Origin of the sequence: Mariniflexile sp. (genome assembly GCF_041583155.1) — a bacterium.
Classification (GTDB): domain Bacteria; phylum Bacteroidota; class Bacteroidia; order Flavobacteriales; family Flavobacteriaceae; genus Mariniflexile.
Map to the genome: position 1 here is coordinate 1 of NZ_JBFHGK010000019.1, position 20,043 is coordinate 20,043.

Annotated in this window: 12 protein-coding genes; 7 read left to right on the forward strand and 5 right to left on the reverse strand. The window is 34.4% G+C overall.

What is annotated here, in order from left to right; all coding sequences use genetic code 11:
- The 4 genes from ABYI63_RS08925 to nagB form a co-directional block, all read left to right on the forward strand.
- A partial coding sequence (locus ABYI63_RS08925) for a RagB/SusD family nutrient uptake outer membrane protein (RefSeq protein WP_372755625.1) occupies positions 1–292 on the forward strand: 292 nt, incomplete at its 5' end.
- 238 nt (positions 293–530) lie between these two features.
- Positions 531–1,859, forward strand: a complete 1,329-nt coding sequence (locus ABYI63_RS08930) for a sugar MFS transporter (protein ID WP_372755627.1) — start codon at positions 531–533, stop codon at positions 1,857–1,859.
- A 99-nt stretch (positions 1,860–1,958) separates the two neighbouring features.
- Complete coding sequence (locus ABYI63_RS08935) at positions 1,959–3,362, forward strand: hypothetical protein (protein ID WP_372755629.1); 1,404 nt, start codon at positions 1,959–1,961, stop codon at positions 3,360–3,362.
- An 88-nt stretch (positions 3,363–3,450) separates the two neighbouring features.
- On the forward strand, positions 3,451–5,379 hold the full coding sequence (gene nagB / locus ABYI63_RS08940) for a glucosamine-6-phosphate deaminase (protein ID WP_372755631.1): 1,929 nt from the start codon (positions 3,451–3,453) through the stop codon (positions 5,377–5,379).
- A 120-nt stretch (positions 5,380–5,499) separates the two neighbouring features.
- On the opposite strand, the gene ABYI63_RS08945 is transcribed toward nagB, so the two are convergent.
- Positions 5,500–6,579 (reverse strand): substrate-binding domain-containing protein, encoded by a 1,080-nt coding sequence (locus tag ABYI63_RS08945; protein WP_372755633.1) that lies wholly within the window; start codon positions 6,577–6,579, stop codon positions 5,500–5,502.
- 167 nt (positions 6,580–6,746) lie between these two features.
- Here ABYI63_RS08945 and ABYI63_RS08950 point away from each other — a divergent pair, with 167 nt between their 5' ends.
- From ABYI63_RS08950 to ABYI63_RS08960, 3 genes are all read left to right on the forward strand, one after another.
- A complete protein-coding gene (locus ABYI63_RS08950; protein WP_372755635.1) occupies positions 6,747–7,574 on the forward strand; it encodes an SDR family oxidoreductase in 828 nt (275 codons plus the stop codon).
- A gap of 20 nt (positions 7,575–7,594) precedes the next feature.
- Complete coding sequence (gene uxuA / locus ABYI63_RS08955) at positions 7,595–8,773, forward strand: mannonate dehydratase (RefSeq protein ID WP_372755637.1); 1,179 nt, start codon at positions 7,595–7,597, stop codon at positions 8,771–8,773.
- A gap of 137 nt (positions 8,774–8,910) precedes the next feature.
- Entirely contained in the window at positions 8,911–10,941 is a 2,031-nt protein-coding gene (locus ABYI63_RS08960) for a YHYH protein (RefSeq protein ID WP_372755639.1), read from the forward strand.
- Between the two features lie 98 nt (positions 10,942–11,039).
- Here the strand turns inward: ABYI63_RS08960 and ABYI63_RS08965 are convergent, their stop codons facing one another.
- The 4 genes from ABYI63_RS08965 to ABYI63_RS08980 all read right to left on the reverse strand — a co-directional run bounded on the left by ABYI63_RS08965 (position 11,040) and on the right by ABYI63_RS08980 (position 20,006).
- Positions 11,040–15,044, reverse strand: a complete 4,005-nt coding sequence (locus ABYI63_RS08965; protein WP_372755641.1) for a two-component regulator propeller domain-containing protein — start codon at positions 15,042–15,044, stop codon at positions 11,040–11,042.
- A gap of 278 nt (positions 15,045–15,322) precedes the next feature.
- Positions 15,323–17,179: a Ca2+-dependent phosphoinositide-specific phospholipase C gene (locus ABYI63_RS08970; RefSeq protein WP_372755643.1), complete on the reverse strand. Its 1,857-nt coding sequence runs from the start codon at positions 17,177–17,179 to the stop codon at positions 15,323–15,325.
- Positions 17,180–17,183: 4 nt separating this feature from the next.
- A complete protein-coding gene (locus tag ABYI63_RS08975) occupies positions 17,184–18,590 on the reverse strand; it encodes an alpha-L-fucosidase (RefSeq protein ID WP_372755645.1) in 1,407 nt (468 codons plus the stop codon).
- Between the two features lie 114 nt (positions 18,591–18,704).
- Entirely contained in the window at positions 18,705–20,006 is a 1,302-nt protein-coding gene (locus ABYI63_RS08980; protein ID WP_372755647.1) for an alpha-L-fucosidase, read from the reverse strand.
- Positions 20,007–20,043 lie beyond the last annotated feature (37 nt).

A 20,043-nucleotide genomic window follows, 5' to 3' on the forward strand; every position in this document is an offset into this window, starting at 1 on the left:
AGAACGTTCTGTTGAATTAATGGCTGAAGGATTCAGATTAGATGATTTATACCGTTGGAGAGCACATAACTTATTTGATGGCGGAACACCAACAGGTGCCTATTTCTATGATGGGATTGTTAACTCTTCTACAAGCGCATCTGAGGTGAGCCTTGATAGCGATGGTTATTTAACACCTTTTGCTGCTAATGGGGTTTACAATTTTGATGAAAGTAAGGCTTATTTAAGTCCAATACCATCGGATGAATTAGTTCTTAACCCTAATTTATTACCACAAAACCCTGGTTGGTAATAATTAAATAATTTAAAAAACTTAAAATCTCGTTAAATGTTTTAACGAGATTTTTTTTTAAAAGGCTAATACAACTTTTTTAATAACTCAAGTATTTATCGAGTCCGAATAGTTATTGGTCGAAATAATTAAATATGAAATTGTTAATTACTTTAAATTTATAATTTATTGAAACATCCAATTATCTAGTTAGTTATATAAATAATTAATTTTAAAACCCATAAACAACTCATTATACATGACTGAATCGCAAACCAATACCGACCCAAAAAACAATTTAGTTCCCATAATTATTATAGCCAGTTTATTTTTCATCTTCGGATTTGTAACCTGGATAAACGGGGCACTCATTCCATTTATGAAAACAATCAATGAGTTAACCGACGCACAATCGTATTTAGTAGCATCAGCTTCCTATATTTCCTTTGTGGTTATGGCATTACCAGCATCATATATTTTAAATAAAATTGGCTATAGAAAAGGGATGTCGCTAGGTTTAATCATCATGGCTATTGGTGCGCTTGTATTCATTCCTGCAGCAGAAGCAAGAACGTACTGGGTGTTTCTAACAGGTATTTTCATTCAAGGAGTTGGTATGACTTTACTACAAACAGCAGCCAACCCATATATTACTATTTTAGGTCCTATTGAAAGTGGTGCTAAACGTATTGCCATCATGGGTATTGCAAACAAAGTTGCTGGGGCCTTAGGTTCTTTAATTTTTGGAGCCTTATTATTATCTGGAATCGATGACGTAAAAGAGAAATTAAACACGGCTACAGTAGAAGAAAAAGATGTTCTTTTAAACACTATGGCCGATAGTGTCTTTTTACCTTATTTAGTAATGGCTATTGTATTAGTGGTTTTAGGGCTACTAATAAGAAAAGCACCGCTTCCTCATGTTGAAGCTGCTGAACCAGAAGAGATTAAAGAAGGAACCACTGCAAAAACTAGTATTTTTCAATTTCCGCATTTGTGGCTAGGGGTTTTAACCTTATTTGTTTATGTGGGTGCCGAAGTTATTGCGGGAGACACAATTATAGCTTACGGAATTTCATTAGGATTTCCTGCGGCAGATGCCAAATTTTTCACTACCTTAACGTTGTTGGCTATGGTGTGTACTTATGCTTTAGGTGTTGTTTTAATTCCAAAATATTTAAAGCAGGGAACCGCACTTAAAATTAGTGCTGTATTAGGTATTATTTTCAGCATTTGTATATTAATTACTACTGGCTTTACGTCCGTATTATTTGTAGCTGCTTTAGGGATTTCTAATGCTTTAGTGTGGCCAGCCGTATGGCCGTTAACACTTGAAGGTCTTGGTAAATTTACAAAAACAGCCTCTGCATTATTAATTATGGCTATTTCTGGTGGTGCCATCATTCCGCCACTATACGGAAGAATTGTAGATGCTAATAAACACGAACTTATTACTTCTGGACTAAATGAAGCAGATGCCATAGCCTCAGCATCAACAAGTAGTTATTGGATATTGATACCGTGTTATGCTTTGATTTTATTTTTCGCCATTTGGGGACATAAATATAAAAGTTGGTCGAGAAAATAAATCATATAAGAATACATTAAAGTAATAATCCTGAGCCGCTAATTGGTTTGTACTTAAAAAAAGCGGTTTCAAAGTAAAATGTAAAAAAATAAGAATTTCATGAGTTCAAAATTGTTCATATTACCTTTTTTAATGCTTTCTACAGTGTTATCTTTTGCACAATTCTCGGCAAAAGTTCATTATGTGGAACTAAAAGAAGGTACTGCAATTTCAGGAACACCTATTAAAGAGCACATATCAAATCCTGAAATTAAAGCAGATAAATATTCTAAATTAGTACTTTATCCTGATATTGAATTTCAAACGATAGAAGGTATTGGAGGTGCCTTTAATGAAATAGGAGGCGAAGCACTAATGGCATTGCCTAAAAAATTACAGGAAGAAGTTTCAAAAAATTTATTTAATAAAGAAACTGGTGGCTTTTCATTTTGCAGAACCGCTGTTGGGGCAAGTGATTTTGGTATTGATGCTTACAGTTATTCTGAAGTACCTGGAGATTATGATATGAAACATTTCTCTATCGCAAGAGAAAAAAATACGGTAATCCCATATATCCAGAAAGCCATTAAATACAATCCTGATCTTAAAATATTTGTCTCACCTTGGAGTCCTCCAGGTTGGATGAAATACTCTGGATTCATGGATAAAGGAAATGAATTTCCTGAAAAAAACAGACTGATATCCGACCCGAAAACATATTCGGCTTATGCGCTTTATTTTGCCAAATATATTCAAGCTTATAAAAAAGAAGGCATTCCTGTGAGTCGCTTAATCATTCAGAATGAAAACGATGCAAACACAAATTACCCTTCAAATTACATGCCACCCTCTGAAATGTCCCTTTTCATTAAGGACTACCTAATTGGTGAATTTGAAAAATCGAAAATTAACACAGAAATATGGGCAGGAACTTTCAGAACACAAAATAAAGTGGATGCTATAGAATTTGCTGCCAATAAACAAAACCATAATCTGGTAGAGGGGATCGGCATTCAGTACACCAACCCTACCTACATTCAGCAAATGGTTTCACTATACCCTGAAGTAAACATAATGCATACCGAAGGTAATTGTTTTGGAGGCAAAAATAGTATTAATGAAGCTTTTAGCCGATTGGATGAAGTAGCTAATTACATAAATTATGGCAGTACTAATTTTTGTTATTGGAATATCATATTAAATGAAACAGGCAAAAGCGGTTGGGATTGGAAACAAAATTCATTAATAAATATAGACCGCAACAAAAAAGAAGTTACTTACAATCCAGACTACAGTGTTATGATGTTAATGAGCAAATACCTTCAACCTGGATCTGTAAGAATCGCGCATCATTCCAGATCAACTATTATGTCAGTTAAACAGGAAGATAAAATATTCCTATTCATTAAAAATGATACCGAAAACGGAAAAGGATATGATTGTGTAATTAGCGAAGAAACGGTAAGCACGGTTGAAATTCCACCACATTCCATTGCTGTGATTGAATTAAATGCCATTAAATAACGAACACTACATCATTTCTTAGTTTACAGGAAATGGATGATAAGAAATTAAAAAAATATTAAAAAAGAAAAAACATAAATTAAACACCATGATAAAGAGTAGTATAGACAAATCTACAGATTTTGAAAAAAGGTTTGAAAACGCAGGAACTATTGTTTTTGAAGACTCAACAAGTGCATCTAAAGCGGTAGCTCAAGAAATTGCAAACTTAATACGAGTTAAACAAGCTCAAAAACAGCCCTGTATTTTAGGTTTAGCAACAGGTTCAACACCAAAAGGATTATATGCAGAATTAGTACGTTTACATAAAGAAGAGGGCTTAAGTTTTAAAAATGTAGTATCCTTCAATCTAGATGAATACTATCCTATGGAGCCAGATTCTATCCATAGTTACGTTCGCTTCATGAAAGAATTACTGTTTAACCATGTGGATATTTTACCTGAAAATTACCATGTACCAGATGGCACTTTATCTAAAGATGCTATTGCAGATTACTGTAGCCAGTATGAAGCAAAAATAGAAGCTTTAGGCGGCTTAGATTTACAAATATTGGGAATTGGAGGAAACGGACATATCGGATTCAACGAATCTGGATCACTTCAAAATTCTAAAACCAGATTAGTAGCCCTAGATCATATTACAAGAGTAGCAGCTAGCGGCGATTTTTCAGGATTAAACAACACACCAAGAACAGCCATTACTTTGGGTGTAAAGAAGATTATGGAAGCCAAAAGAGTCATTTTAATGGCTTGGGGTGAAGGCAAATCAAATATCATAAAAGCTTCGGTTGAAGGTTCTGTAACAAACCAAGTTCCTGCATCATTTTTGCAAGAACACAATAATGCAACTTTTGTTTTAGATAAGGAAGCCGCATCAAAACTAACCCGTATCAACACACCTTGGTTAGTAGAAAAAGTTATTTGGACAGACAAACTAATAAGAAAAGCCGTTTTAGGTTTAGCACTTAATTTGAAGAAACCAATTTTAATGTTAACCGATGCCGATTACATTGAAAACGGTATGAGTGATTTATTAGCCGATTCGGGACCAGCTTACGATATCAATATTCATATATTCAACAAACTACAGAATACCATTACAGGATGGCCTGGTGGAAAACCGAATGCTGACGATAGCAAACGCCCAGAACGAGCAGAGCCAGCTAAAAAACGTGTGCTTATCTTTAGTCCGCATCCAGATGACGACATTATTAGTATGGGCGGCACATTTAAGCGTTTACACGAGCAAGGCCATGAAGTTCACATTGGTTACCAAACCTCTGGAAACATTGCTGTAGCAGACGATGAAGCCCTGCGTTTTGCAAGTTTTGTATGCGATTATAATGACAAATTCGGAATCCAAAATAAGGAAGCAGAGAATATCTATAAAAAAGCAGAAACCTTTCTAAAAAACAAAAAAGCAAGTGAAATTGATATTCCTGAAGTTCGTTACATTAAAGGCTTAATTAGAAAAGGGGAAGCTGAAGCCACATGTTATTTTATAGGCATCCCAGATGTCCAAATTCATTTTATGAATTTACCTTTCTATGAAACAGGTACTATTGAAAAGAAACCTTTAGGAGAAGAAGACATCCAATTAACCATGGATTTAATCGAGAAAATTAAACCGCATCAAATTTTTGCAGCAGGCGATTTAGCCGATCCACACGGTACTCACAAAGTATGTTTAGATGCTATTTTTGCAGCTGTAAAACAATTAAAACCTAAAAAATTCATGAACGATTGTTGGTTATGGTTATACCGTGGCGCATGGCAAGAATGGGGTATTGATGAAATAGAAATGGCCGTTCCTATGAGTCCAGACCAAGTTCTAGAAAAGCGTAAAGGTATTTTCAAGCATCAATCACAAAAAGATGGTGTGGTGTTCCAAGGAACTGATAGTAGAGAGTTTTGGCAACGTGCAGAAGATAGAAACAGAGAAACAGCCGATCTATATCATCAACTAGGCTTAGCGCATTATGCTGCTATGGAAGCCTTTGTTAGGTATATCTATTAAGATCATTTACAATTATCAAATAAAAATATCCTGCTTAGAATTAAATTCCAAAGCAGGATTTTTTATTTAGTCCTTTATTAAAAAACTTCAACTATATTTTAAGATTACCATGCCAAATAATTAAGAATTCAAATCGGTTTCGAAGATATGCTGGTTTGCATCATTATAATCCACATTTTCTTTGGTAAGAATATCTATTGGCAAGTATCTTTTTTCTTTAAATTCCTTATTCCTAACCAAATAGTCCGAAACCATTCTAATAGCTTCGTATCCCTGATCAAATGGCTTCTGTGAGATTAAAAAAAGTACCGAACCATTTTTTAAACAAGTCACATTTTGAGGTGTATTATCAAAACCGATTAATTTCAAGGTGTTTCTTTGGGTTTCAGACAGCACCTTTACAAGAGCCGAAATCCTACTGGAGGGAACAAACAAACCTCCAATATTAGGAAACTCTTCTAAAAAGCTATGAACACTTGATGCTAAATTTTCGGCATCTCCAAAACTAGAAATACTTAATTCATGCAATAAGACTGACTTAAATTCAGTTTCGTAGTAATCTTTAAAGCCCTTAACTCGTTTCAAAATAGCTTGATTATCTCCCATTTTTGTATTGATTTGCAGGATACCACAATCCGAAGCATCACATAAGCTTAATTTCATTAATTTACCAGCTATAAAACCGGATGTATAAGAATCCTGTCCTATATAGGCATGAGGAGACAAACCTTCAATATCAACATTTAGAAAAACATAAGGTACTTTATTTTTATTCAACTCACCTACTATCACATGGGTTTCCTTTAAAAACATGGGCACCATTATTACAGCTGTAGGTTGTATTTCCATTAACTTAAAATAGGATGCTAGAAAGGATTCCGGATTATAATGATTAAACTTAAAATAGGATACATTTACTCCTATATTTTTCACCTCTTCACTGGCTTTTAGCAAACCTAAATAAGGCAATTTCCAAAAGGAATCGGTTTCATTATATTCAGGAATTAAAACGGCTACATGGTGATTATTTTTCATAGCTAAAGCACTTGCAACGGGATTAATACTAAAGTTTCTACGCTCCAATATTTTCTTAACTTTTTCTTCGGTTTTTTTTGAAACTCCTCCCCTGTTATGCAAAACTCTGTCTACCGTACCTTCGGAAACATTGGCTTCTAACGCTATATCTTTAATTCTAACCATCAACTAAATAAAGTTTATAATGCGACTTTATTTTTTAAAAGACACTATTAATTGCAGCAAGTTACTAATTAAAACTATAATTTTCGTGTGCGCACACTATTTTTAATTATATTTGTTTATTAGCTCCGAAAAATCATTTTATTATCAACTAAACAAAAAAAAAATTAATGAGTAAAGTAATCGTATTAACAGGTGCAGGAGGCGTACTTTGTAGCACACTTGCAGAAGCTTTAGCAAAGCAAGGTCACAAAATAGCGGTATTAGATTTAAAACTAGAAGCCGCTGAAAAAGTAGCAAACTCCATTACTGCTACTGGCGGAACCGCTATTGGCGTTGTTGCCAATGTTTTGGATAAGGCATCTTTAGAAAACGCAAAAAAAGAGGTAAATGCTAAACTAGGCGCCTGTGATATTTTAGTAAATGGTGCTGGTGGAAATCATCCATTAGGAACGACTTCAAATCCATTTTTACAGGAAGAAGATCTTAAAAATACAACCGAAGGTTTTAAAACATTCTTTGATTTGGATTCTGAAGGCATTCAGTTTGTTTTCAATTTAAACTTTATTGGCACTTTATTACCTACACAAATTTTCGCACAAGATATGGTTGGCAGAAATGGTTGTAGTATTCTGAATATTTCATCTATGAATGCATTTACACCTCTAACCAAAATACCAGCATACAGTGGTGCCAAAGCGGCTGTTTCAAACTTCACACAGTGGTTGGCTGTACACTTTTCAAAAGTGGGCATTCGCGTAAATGCGTTAGCTCCTGGTTTTTTCTTAACAGACCAAAACAGGACCTTATTAACTAATACTGACGGTAGTTTAACACAAAGAGGTCAGCAAATTATAGACCAAACACCAATGGGTCGTTACGGTGTTCCTGAAGATTTAATTAGTACCACCTTGTATTTATGTGATGACGCATCTTCATTCGTTACAGGTGTCGTTATTCCTATTGATGGTGGTTTTAGTGCATATAGTGGCGTATAATAATTTATAAAAAGAAAAACATGGAACAAACATGGCGTTGGTACGGACCAAAAGATCCGGTATCATTATCAGATATAAAACAAGCAGGAGCAACAGGCATTGTTTCAGCGTTACATCATATTCCTAACGGAACGGTTTGGACAATTGATGAAATAAAACTTAGAAAAGAAACCATTGAAAAGGCGGGACTTACTTGGAGCGTTGTTGAAAGCATTCCGGTGCATGAAAACATAAAAACACGGTCTGGTAACTTTCAAACCTATATTGAAAATTACAAAAAAAGTATTGAAAATTTAGCAAGCTGTGGCATCAACATAGTGTGCTACAATTTTATGCCTGTATTGGATTGGACACGTACCGATTTAGATTTTCAAGTTGAAGATGGTTCGAGAGCACTTCGTTTCGATGTTACGGCTTTTGCTGCTTTTGAATTATTTTTATTAAAACGACCAGGTGCAGAAGCGAGTTATTCTGAAGCTCAAAAAACCGAAGCTAAAGCGTATATTGAAAACCTTTCGGAAGCTAAGAAACAACAATTAGTAAAAAACATTATTGCTGGTTTGCCGGGTGCGGAAGAAGGCTATACGTTGAAACAATTCCAAACCATTCTTGATACATACAACAACATTGATGCTCCTAAACTTAGAGAAAATTTAGTAGCCTTTTTAAAGGAAATTATTCCCGTTGCTGCACAAAATAATGTTTTGATGTGCATTCACCCAGACGATCCGCCATACCCTATTTTAGGTTTACCGCGTGTGGTTAGTATGGAAGCAGATTATGCACATTTATTTGAACAAGTACCAAACCGATCGAATGGTATTACCTTTTGTACAGGCTCATTAGGTGTTCGTGCCGATAATAATTTAGTACAAATTTTTAAACGCTTTGCCGATCGGGTGCACTTTTTACACTTAAGAAGTACCCAACGCGATGAAAAAGGCAACTTTTACGAAGCAAACCACTTGGAAGGCGATGTTGATATGTTTAGCATCGTTAAAGAAGTGGTAGCCGAAGAAAAACGCCGGAAAGCAGCAGGCATGAAAGATGCCTTGATACCGATGCGTCCAGACCATGGTCATCAAATGTTGGACGATTTAAACAAAAAAACAAACCCAGGATATTCGGGTATTGGACGACTACGTGGTTTAGCAGAATTACGTGGCTTGGAACTAGGTATTTCAAAAAGTTTGGTGTAGTTATTATCCCAAAATATCAAAATAATTTATCTAAAAACTCTGTATCATCTTACAGAGTTTTTTTTATCCCTCCATTTTCTTCATTTATTAATTAAACCAAATTGCATAATTATGGTCAAACTTTCAAATACTATACAATGACGAAATATTTAACTCTTGCCATCGTTTTTTTTAGCCTTCAATTATTTGCACAAAAAAATACCGAGCTTTTGTCGGCAACTATTATTGGTTCTGGCTCTCCTAAATACAATACAGAACGCGCTGGTCCTTCCGTTCTAATTTCATATAAAAATACCAAAATCTTAGTGGATATGGGTAATGGCGCGCAAGCCAATTTGAGTAAACACAACACTAAAACAAGGGAGTTAAATGGCATCTTATTTACCCATCATCATCTAGACCATAACGAAGAGTTTATCCCTATTTTTATTCAATCGTTGTTGGGTGGAAAAAATTTCATCATTGCCGGTCCAAAACCTACTAGCAATTTGGTGAATAGTACCTTGAACATATACAAAGAAGATATTGAGTACAGATTATCAAAAAGCAAAAGAACCTTAAATTCTGTGAAATCAAATTATACCGTTAAAAATTTAAATGGTGAAGAATCGTTTACAATTGGCGATATCAAAATAACCTGCACCCAAGTAAATCACAGCATTACTACCTTAGCCTATCGTTTTGAGGCTGGAGGAAATTCCATTGTAATTTCTGGAGATTTGTCTTATTCTGAAAGTTTACCAAAACTAGCAAAAAACGCCGATTTTTTAATTATAGATTCTGGTGGGGCTATAGAATTGGGATCAAAAAGAACAGGAAACGTAAATAGGCAAAACACTAATAATACTGGCAAAAAAGACCGAGCCCATGTTAATTTAGATGAAAGTTCCAGAATGGCTAAAGAAGCCAACGTAAAAAACTTAGTTTTAACGCATTTCAATTTCACGAAAGTTGACGAAGACGCTACAACTACACAGATACGCCAAAACTATTTTGGTACCGTGCTTTACGCTGAAGATTTAATGACTTTACCATATGCAAATAACCTACACACGCATGATAATGGTGAAACACATACTCATGAGGCTTCCCTTGAGCGTCTGTTTTCAAATGAATGCGTTGTAGAACTTAACGAAAAAAATATGGTTTCTATAACGGAAGACAGAATCAACGATTTACGAATTATTAAAGCCAATAGTATCCCAAATCATGCCGTTGGTAAGTTTCCAACACAAGGAAATCCAAATACTATTTCTGAACAAAACAAAATATACCGAATAGATTTAACTCCAGAAATAGCCAAAACCAAAACATATGTTTACGATTTAGGCATTGATAAAGGAAGACCAAATTACGTGTTTGGTGTAGCGATAAATGGAGTAAAAATAGAACCATCGGCCAATGAATTCTTTAAAAACACCATAACCAACGAACCAAACTACGAATGGACACTAGAGCCATTAAGCGATGAAGTAAATTTAGGAGAAGATTGCAACAATGCCCATGTACAGCCTAATGGCGAATACCACTACCACGGCACTCCAACCGGATTGGTATCTAAATTTGACGAGAAAACGATGAATCTTGTGGGGTGGGCGGCCGACGGATTTCCTATGTACCATAAAGTAGGCTATAAAGATGCCATGAATCCAAAAAGTGAGATTATTGAATTAAAATCAAGCTATCGCATAAAAAAAGGAGAACGTCCTGGTGACGGGATTTCAGCACCTAATGGTGCCTACTCTGGAATGTATGTAGGCGATTATGAGTACGATGAAAATTATGGCGATTTGGACGCTTGTAATGGCCGAACTGGTGTAACACCGGAGTTTCCTAACGGCACCTATTATTATGTGGTTTCTGATGATTTTCCATCAGCAAGCAGATGTTTTGTAGGTACACCAAGTAATGATTTTAAAGTAGGCGGTAATCGTAATCAGCCAACACAACAAGGAAACAGACAGCAAGCTAACAGACAAAGACCTAATGTTTCGCAAAACGAAAATGCACAGCCTAATTTTACAAACATGCTACAACGTATGGATGCAAATAAAGATGGAAAAATATCAAAACAAGAAGCTAAAGGAAACTTACTAGAAAATTTTGATATACGCGACACTAATAAAGACGGGTATATTACGGAAAATGAATTGGGCAGAAGGAACTAATAATTGCATAAGAACATATGAATCTGCTATTTAATTAGATCATAAAAAGCACCTCCCTACCCTACTCAGGGAGAAAATCCTTTAGAAAGTTAATACCATCACAGCAACTTACTAGGCGGATAACCAAATTGTTTCTTAAAACAACGACTGAAATACAAAGGGTCGTTGAATCCAATTAAATCTGTAACTTCCGAAACGTTATATTGTTTTGTTTTAAGGAGTTGTGCTGATTTTTTTAACCGAATGGTTCTTATAAACTCATTAGGAGCTAAATCTGTAAGCTCTTTTATTTTTCTATATAATTTTGATGAACTAACGCCTAGCTTATCGCATAAAAAGCTAGTTGTTAAGTTTGGATTACTTAAGTTTTCTTCAATTAACAGCGATAAATTTTCCATAAAATCTTTATCAATTGGAGAATTTGTAAGTAGCCCTACCTCACTTTCAGCATCATCGGAAAATTTAGATTTCAATTCTAACCTAGATTTTATAATATTAGCAATTCTAGATCGCAATAATGACGGATCAAATGGTTTTACTAAGTAACCATCTGCTCCCAAATCGTAGCCCTTCACCTTATCTTCGTTCTCAGAAAGTGCCGTTAAAAGAACCACTGGAATGTGGCTTATAAACTCGTCATTTTTAAGTTCCGTGCAAAATTGATATCCATCCATTACAGGCATCATCACATCTGCAACACATAAAATAGGCTTTATTTGTCTGCAGAGTTGTAAACCTTCGGCTCCATTTTCGGCTTCATAAACCTTATAATAATCAGACAGATAATCTACCAAATAGTTTCGAAGTTCCAAATTATCCTCAATCACCAAAATCTTCTCCTTAATTTCAGTATTATTAGTTACTTTTTTTACTGGCATTTGAGGAATAAATTCCTGGTTTTCTGTGTTAGTTTTCAATTCAAATACTTCTTTATTCCTATACAACTCTCTTTTTATAGGAATTTCAACTGTAAACACACTACCCTCATGAGGCTTACTTTTTACTTTGATAGTACCTTTATGAAGTTCCACTAAAGCCTTTACTAAAGACAAGCCAATGCCCGAGCCCGTATTATTTTCAATACTGTTAGTGTCCTGATAAAACCGGTTAAAAATTTTTTCTTGACTTTTAAAAGGAATCCCAATACCATCATCACTTACCTCAATAACCAAATACCCAGAGGCTCCATCTTTTAAACCTACATACAAATCAACATGCCCATATTTATTAGTAAACTTTATAGCATTAGAAAGTAAATTATAAAGAATTTTATCGTACTTATCTTTATCAATCCATCCCTCTAAAGGTTCATTTTCTGTATTGAAATTGAATTCTATATGTTTATTATATGCCAATTCCTTGAAAGAATCGAAGGTGTTCTGAGTATAAGAAAAAATATCTGTTTTAGAAACTTTAAGTTTTAGTTCGCCAGTTTGCGCTTTTCTAAAATCTAGTACTTGGTTTACCAAATTTAAAAGTCTGCTAGCATTTTGATGTATTAAATGATACCTGCTTTTTTGATATTCGTTACCTTGATTATTTTGCTCAGCATCTTCAATTAATTGTTTTACCGGACCTAAAATAAGGGTTAATGGGGTTCTTAATTCATGAGAAATATTAGTAAAGAATCTGAGCTTCTCATTATTCAACTTAATGTCACGCTCTCTATTAACCTTCTCAGTAACCAGTTCTTGTTTTAACCTTAAACGATTTTTTAAATCCTTTCTTACCAAGTAAATTGATAATACAAAGAGTGCTACAAATAAGAAAAAGGCTTGATATGTGAGCCAAAACGGAGGCAAAACAGTAATTTTATAAGCAACCTCATCACTCCAATAACCATCGCTATTACTGGCCCTAATTTTAAACACATAATTATTGGGGTATAAATTGGTGTACTGAACCGTTCTAGAGTTACCACCAACAGTTATCCAATTTTCATCAAACCCTTTCAACATATACTGAAATTTATTTCGTTCTTCATTGGCAAATGCCGGAACCGAAAACTGAAGTGAAAAATTTCTGTTTTTATAACTAAGTTCAATATTTTTAGATTTATTAAAATCTATTGTTAATGGTACTTCATTATTAATTTCCATACCAGGTACAATGATTTCATTTTGGATTTTAAACTCTGTAATTACTGGCTTAGGCGCAATTTTGTTTTCTTTTAATGTATATGGAGAAAAAGAAATAATCCCTTTTTTAGCTCCTAAATAAATTTTTGAATTTTTGAAATTATAAAAGCCTCTCGGGCTGAAAAAATCCAATCTATTACCACTGCTAACATGATAGATATTGAAATCTTTAAGATTCTTTCTTAACCTGGCAACACTATTATTATTCTTGTTTAACCACAAGTCTCCGTTGGAGTCTACTAGCATATCCGTTACCCATTTACCTGCTAGTTCTTCTGGCTTTTTTAGAGGTAAAAAATCATTGATTTCATTGTCAAAATAACATAAACCTTTTCGAGTTGCCGCCCATAGTCGCCCAGTGGCATCGAAAACAATATCGCTCACATTTTCATGTAACAAACCTTTATTTTTATCGGAGGACACATTATATATAACTTGTGTTCTAGTTTCCAAATTATACTTTCTAACGCCTGTTTCTGTTGCAAACCACAAGTTGTTAATTGAATCTTTAATAATTCTATTAACATCTTCTCCACCTGCAAATAACAAAGTTCCTGGAATTTGTATTTCCGAATTTTTAATATCAAAAAGTATGGCACCTTCTCCAAAAGACCCAACAACCAACTTATTGTTTTCTAATTCTTTAAAAGCAAAAACCGGGGATTGTTTAAACCCAACATAGACTTCTTTGGCAGAATTGGTTTTGTAATTATAAACCAATATTTTCCCATTCCATAAGCCACAATAAAAAGTAACCCCGTTAAATGAATAAATACTTGCAATATCTTTATGGTTATTAAAAAGTGGTACAAACTCCCCATTTTCTGAAATAAAAAGTCCATTATGCCGCGTAGCAGCTATTACCTTATTATTGTATGTTTTGGAAAAACCCCGTAATTGAGGGACTTGATTTTGGATATAATGTGAAATATCTTTATTAAAATGAAATTGATTTTCAAACGGATTGTATTTATCCAATCCGCCTTCTGTGCCTATCCACAAAATCCCCGAAGGATCAAAATACAAAGCTGAAACCAAATTATCAACCAAAGACGTATCATCTGATAATATAGAATAATATCTTTTAAAATCGCCCTTACTGACACCTTCCAAAGTGCTACAAACGATAAGACCACCCAAGGTACCAACCCAATATTTACCATCTGGTGCTTGCGCTACAGACAAGAAATACGGTCCTAAAGCATCTCGAATTTCGTTATTTTCGATATAAAGATTATCAAACTGATTCTTTACCTTATCTAACTTATAAAGTCCTTTTCTGGTGCCTATAAAAATATTCTTGTTAGCATCTTCATAAATAAAATTCACATATGGGTTTAATTCAATTTCATTTGGAACACTTAATCTGTAAGTTACCATTTGTAATATGCGCCCTTTAGAATCTAAATTTATTTTGGCAATACCGCCTGATCCGTAGCTTCCAATCCATAAATTCCCTAAAGAATCTTCGTAAATTTCCTTTACATAATTAAACCCTTCTATTTCAATTTTTTCAAACTTCTTGGTGTCCTGATAAAAAATATAAAGTCCTTTTGATTTTGTCCCTACCCAAACCCGCTTAAATTTATCAATATGTACTGCTCTAATTTCTTCGTCTGGTAAACTATTTGGATCGTTAGGCTGTGTTAAAAAAGTTGTGAATTTTTGGGTATCTGTCTTAAAAAGCGTCAATCCTTTTCTTGTTCCAATCCATAGGTTATTGGATGCTTTATCTAATTTCAAAGCCGTTATATCATCGTTATTAATGGAGTTTTTACCTTCATTAGAACTTAAATACGATTTAAACTCGTAGCCATCAAACCTATTTAATCCAGAAAACGTACCCAACCATAAAAAGCCATGTTCATCTTGAACAATATGCCTCACCGCATTGTGAGACAAGCCATTGTTATAATTATAATGCTCAAACTTTATGCTCTGAGATTCGGCGCATAAAAATGACATTATGAATAACAATGTTATGGTAATTTGGTGTCTCATTATACTGTTAATGGTTTAATTTTATAAAGCAATAAAACTTAAGTCTATTTTTAAAATAATTTCAAGGTTGGTTCTTTTACTAATTAGGTTGATACCCGAGGACAACTCTAGTCTAATATTCCAAATTTATCGTATCTAGTCTTTATTCTTTAAATGTTTGAAGCAATATGTAGCAATGCCAACAATACATCTAATCTATGTGTTTAAATAAAACATTGTATCACAAATCTTTACTTTTTATACTAACCTTTTATTCGTTCGAATGTGTTGTTTTTAAAACTCACATAATAGGTTGATGGAAAAAACAGTGACGGTGTGTAATAATCGGTTGAAATTACTTGCGCTCCTGATGCTTCTGCTTTTTTAAACCTAGTATAGTCATTAAACCGTGCTTCTTTGGTGTCGGCATCGGCACGCGTTCTAACCATATAGCCTTTAGAAACCAATTCTTTTATATAATTGAAATCGCCCACAGGATTATTAATAATTCTAAATGCTGCTTCAGGATGTCCTTCTTTACTATTCACAAATAAAACCCTGTTTTTTAATGTTGGATGCCCTTCTAAATACCTGTTTATTTTATCTTCTTTTTCATCTAAAACAAACAAGAATCGCCCCCTTACATCATTTAAATTTGGCCAACCTTTGGTTAAAATAGCCGCTTCCAAAGTTTCAAAATCACCACGAACAAAATCTGGTGTTATTAGCTTATCTTCTGTTAAAACCGATTTAATTTCGTTATCTATTTCATTTAAGGCTTCTTTAGTAAATGGAAGCGGATCTCGAGTTCTTTTAACTTTTTGATCTTTTGCATTAACAATAATGATAATGGGCAAGTGATTGGGGTTTCCATCCGACCAATTTTTAATAGCCATTAAACCTTCTTTAAACAACAAAAAATGACTTCTAAAATCTAAATCTTGTATATGAAAAAGTTTCAACCCTGGTTGATTTAGTTTCTTTTCTTCATCGTAGGGCAATGGCGATTTTAGTCTAAATTTCACTAAACCTAGGCCTTTTGGTTTTGAAAAATGACCCCCTTCAGGATCGTAAAACACATCAAGCTCTAAACTTCGCAACCCTAAATTCAATTGATCTTCAATAGCTATATGCCCGTATTGTAAACTTTTAGCAGTTTTAGAATCCATGGTGTTTATAATTTTCCACAATGGGGGTTCTATGGGTATTTTATACGAATTATGACTTCCAATTACTTGAATGTCGTTTAACTTACTGGGTTTTAATGTTTTTTCAAGCCATTGTTCGGCCAATTTTGGCCAAGTTTCACCCGCTATATTGCCATTACGCAACCCGTAACCGTGTCCACCTTTTGGCAACATATGTAATTCTACAGGTATTTTATTATCTCTAAGTGCTGTTGCCATTACCAATGCACTGTTACCATGCGAGTCATCCATGGTGCCGAAAACAAAACATGGCGGGGTGTTTTGGTCTATTATTAATTCTGTACTTAAACTTCTATTTTCGCCTTTATCTAAATATGCGGGATAGATAAGCATGGTAAAGTTTGGTTTACTTGAAAACTCGTCGATACTATCAACTTTAGCATAGCTTTCTTTTTGATAATTGGTTGAAGCGTTGACAGACAAATGCCCACCAGCAGAAAACCCCATGACACCTATTTTTTGAATATCTAAATTATATGAATTTGCATGACCTCTCACCCACTTTATGGCACGCTGTAAATCTTGCAAAGCACCTTCCCTTTTATTTGGAACCCTGTATTGCAGCACAAAAGCAGTATACCCTAAACTATTCAGCCATTCTGCAATTTCATAGCCTTCTTTATTAATTGCCAGAATGCTGTAGCCACCTCCGGGGCACACTATAACTCCCGCTTTAGATTCATTAGGTGTTTTGGGTTTAAAAATGGTTAAGGTTGGGTTGGTAACATCGGTTAACCTAACAACATCATCATTGGTGCTTTCTATGTGTCTAGCTTCCTGTTTTGGTTGAATTTCATTAGGTACCTCATTTGGCCATAATGAAATTACATCTTTCGTTTGAGCCGATATAACACAGCTAAAAAAAAGAATGATGCTTGCTAAAGCAAATTTTATGTTTTTGAGAATATGCATGGTTTTATTTTAACTGTACTTTAAAACCAATTATAGGGATTTTATTTTGATTATAATCCGGTAACTCAATTTTTAAACCATCTTTTGTTTGTTTCCACACTACTTTTTCCGAAGTATTTAATCGGCTTATAGACTTGATTTTTGTGTCCTTCTGTTCGGATAAAGATTTGATTAGCACTTCCTTTTCGGTTGGACTGCATACATAAGCATATATAAAACCATCTTTGGTTGTGAATCTCACTTCTGGAAAGATTTCTTTGGATGTACCATCATGTAAATTATCTTTCATGGTGTTTTCTTCTTTAGAAGCGTTTAGTATTTCAGTGTTTTTTGAAACCTCTGTAAGGCGTTCACTTTGTACGTTCCATGGTTTAGCACCATAGATGCCTTCAGAATTTTGCTTCATCCACACACCCATCTCTGCTAAACGCTCTTGAGCTAAATTGGTTATTTCTCCTTTTCCAGTAGGACCATTATTCAACAATAAATTTCCGCCTTTACTTACTATTTCCAATAATTGTCGGGTCATTAGTTCGGATGATTTATAAATGGTATCGTATTCAATATACCCCCAATTTTTTCCCATGGTAATACAAGCTTCCCAAGGCTCCACTTCTAAGCCTTTTACAATTTCCTGCTCCGTTACTTTATAATCGCCAAACCCGTGTTTAATACGACTATTGATAATACAATGCGGTTGAATATTCAAAATTAAGTCTCTTAATTCTTTGCTTTCCTCCGGACTTATAAGCTCTGGCGTATCAAACCAAATAATGTCAATTTTTCCGTATTGCGTTAGGAGTTCTTTTATTTGCGGTTTCACTTTACGTTCAAAATAGCGACTGAATACTTTTATATCTTCATCTGGATAATCCACCAAATTGCTTCGTCCGCCTTTAAAAGGCCAATTGGTAGCAACATCAGGATCTTCCCAATCACGACCTAAAGAATAGTAAAACCCAAATTTCATATCGTGTTTATGGCAAGCATCTACCAATGCCTTCATAGGGTCTTTTCCATAAGGCGTTCTTTCAACAATATTATAATCGTTTGAAGGCGAATTGAACATGGCAAACCCGTCATGATGCTTAGAGGTAATAACAATATACTTCATACCTGCTTGCTTTGCGGTAAGCACCCATTTTTCGGCATCGTAATTTACAGGGTTAAAATCGTTGGCAATTTTTCCGTAGTCTTTTAAGGAGATTTTTTCATGAATCATAAAATGTTCATTGCCTTTTGCGATATGGCCATCCCAATAACCTGCTGTTTGAGAATACAAACCCCAGTGCATAAACATACCAAATTTGGCATCTTTCCACCAGTCCATTTTATCTGTTGTTTGAGCAAAACTATAAGTTAGTAACATACACGCAAGTACTAAAATGCATCCTCTCTTCTTTGACGTCATGTTTATTTTGTTTTTTAGATTACGAAATTTAAAAAATTAATACCGCAAATTCACAAATTTCACCAGTAAACCATACTTTAAAATTTGTGAATTTGTGGTAAAATAATTAGCAGTTTACTTTATAAACTCAACATTGGTTACTTTAACCACTATAGGGTTTGGCCAAATTTTATCATTATAAAGGCGTTGCGCTCTACTAACTGATACTTCCAATAATTTTTCGTGTTGTGTAAATGTGGTGGTTGGTATGTTATCCGGCCAATATTCTACAACCAAATCATTTTGGCCCAATACAGAAACTTGAGTATTTGCAGTTGCTTTGATGTTTTGAAGTAAAAAATTTCGTCTAAACCCTTTAAACCAATGTTGTTGGTTAGCAATAAACACATAAGCTGTATTTTCATTTTTTGCTTTCGTAAACCATAAATCGCCATCTTTAATCATACCTGGTACGGAGCGAACATTTTTTACACCTTCATTATTTACAAACATCCAAAGAGCAATTTCACGCAAACGCTCTTCTTGCTCGATAGGGATTTCGCCATTAGGTTTTGGACCCACATTCATTAAAAAATTACCGCCTTTAGCTCTAATATCTATTAGTTTTTTAATTAAATCGCCGCCATCTTTATAGGTTTCGTTTGTTGGTTTGTATGCCCATTGGGTTCCCATGGTCATACAGGTTTCCCATGGCCCAGGCATAGCGGTATCGGGAATTTTTTGTTCAGGCGTTTGCATTTCACCACGGGTTACAATAATATTTGGGTCTTTTTTATGAACGAATTGAACAATGTCTGCTTTTTTAAACGAATCGAAAAACATAATATCTGGATTATATTTATCGATTAATTCCGTTATTTGATTCTTATCGTAGGCCAAAAGTTCTGGGTTTTTATCGACACCAGCCATGTCTCCTTTTCGTGAAATTAAATGCCCTTGCTTGTGTAATACACTAAAATCTTCAGGTGAAAAATAGAAACCTACTTTCAAGCCGTATTTTCTTAAAGAATTCGCCAACATACCTGTGATGTCTTTGGCGTACGGGGTGTTCATGATATTGAAGTCGGTTGTTTTTGTGTCCCACATACAAAAACCATTGTGGTGTTTTGTGGTGAAAACAACATATTCAGCACCGGTGATTTTGAATAATCTTGCCCATTCATCTGGATCAAACTTATTGGGATAGAATGTTTTTGGAAGTTCTTCCATGTACCTTTTTACGTAATCTTCAGAAGCTCCAACCATAGAGTGACTTATTACACTACCCAATTGAGAATCCATGCTCCAATGAATAAAGATTCCGAAGCCCATATCCATATAATCTTCAACTAATTCAGGTTTGTTTTTAAGCTGAGCAAAAGACGACATACCAAAAGCTAGTACTAGGGTTATGATTAGTTTAAATTTTAAATTCATTTTTGTTATTATTTATATTTAGTAAAATTGATGAACT

Excerpts from the sequence above, each read along its gene's own strand:
- ABYI63_RS08935 (WP_372755629.1), top strand. The coding sequence starts at position 1,959 with ATGAGTTCAAAATTGTTCATATTACCTTTTTTAATGCTTTCTACAGTG.
- nagB (WP_372755631.1), top strand. The coding sequence starts at position 3,451 with ATGATAAAGAGTAGTATAGACAAATCTACAGATTTTGAAAAAAGGTTT.
- ABYI63_RS08975 (WP_372755645.1), bottom strand. The coding sequence starts at position 18,590 with ATGACGTCAAAGAAGAGAGGATGCATTTTAGTACTTGCGTGTATGTTA.
- ABYI63_RS08970 (WP_372755643.1), bottom strand. The coding sequence starts at position 17,179 with ATGCATATTCTCAAAAACATAAAATTTGCTTTAGCAAGCATCATTCTT.
- ABYI63_RS08965 (WP_372755641.1), bottom strand. The coding sequence starts at position 15,044 with ATGTCATTTTTATGCGCCGAATCTCAGAGCATAAAGTTTGAGCATTAT.
- ABYI63_RS08945 (WP_372755633.1), bottom strand. The coding sequence starts at position 6,579 with ATGGTTAGAATTAAAGATATAGCGTTAGAAGCCAATGTTTCCGAAGGT.
- ABYI63_RS08930 (WP_372755627.1), top strand. The coding sequence starts at position 531 with ATGACTGAATCGCAAACCAATACCGACCCAAAAAACAATTTAGTTCCC.
- ABYI63_RS08980 (WP_372755647.1), bottom strand. The coding sequence starts at position 20,006 with ATGAATTTAAAATTTAAACTAATCATAACCCTAGTACTAGCTTTTGGT.
- ABYI63_RS08960 (WP_372755639.1), top strand. The coding sequence starts at position 8,911 with ATGACGAAATATTTAACTCTTGCCATCGTTTTTTTTAGCCTTCAATTA.
- ABYI63_RS08950 (WP_372755635.1), top strand. The coding sequence starts at position 6,747 with ATGAGTAAAGTAATCGTATTAACAGGTGCAGGAGGCGTACTTTGTAGC.
- uxuA (WP_372755637.1), top strand. The coding sequence starts at position 7,595 with ATGGAACAAACATGGCGTTGGTACGGACCAAAAGATCCGGTATCATTA.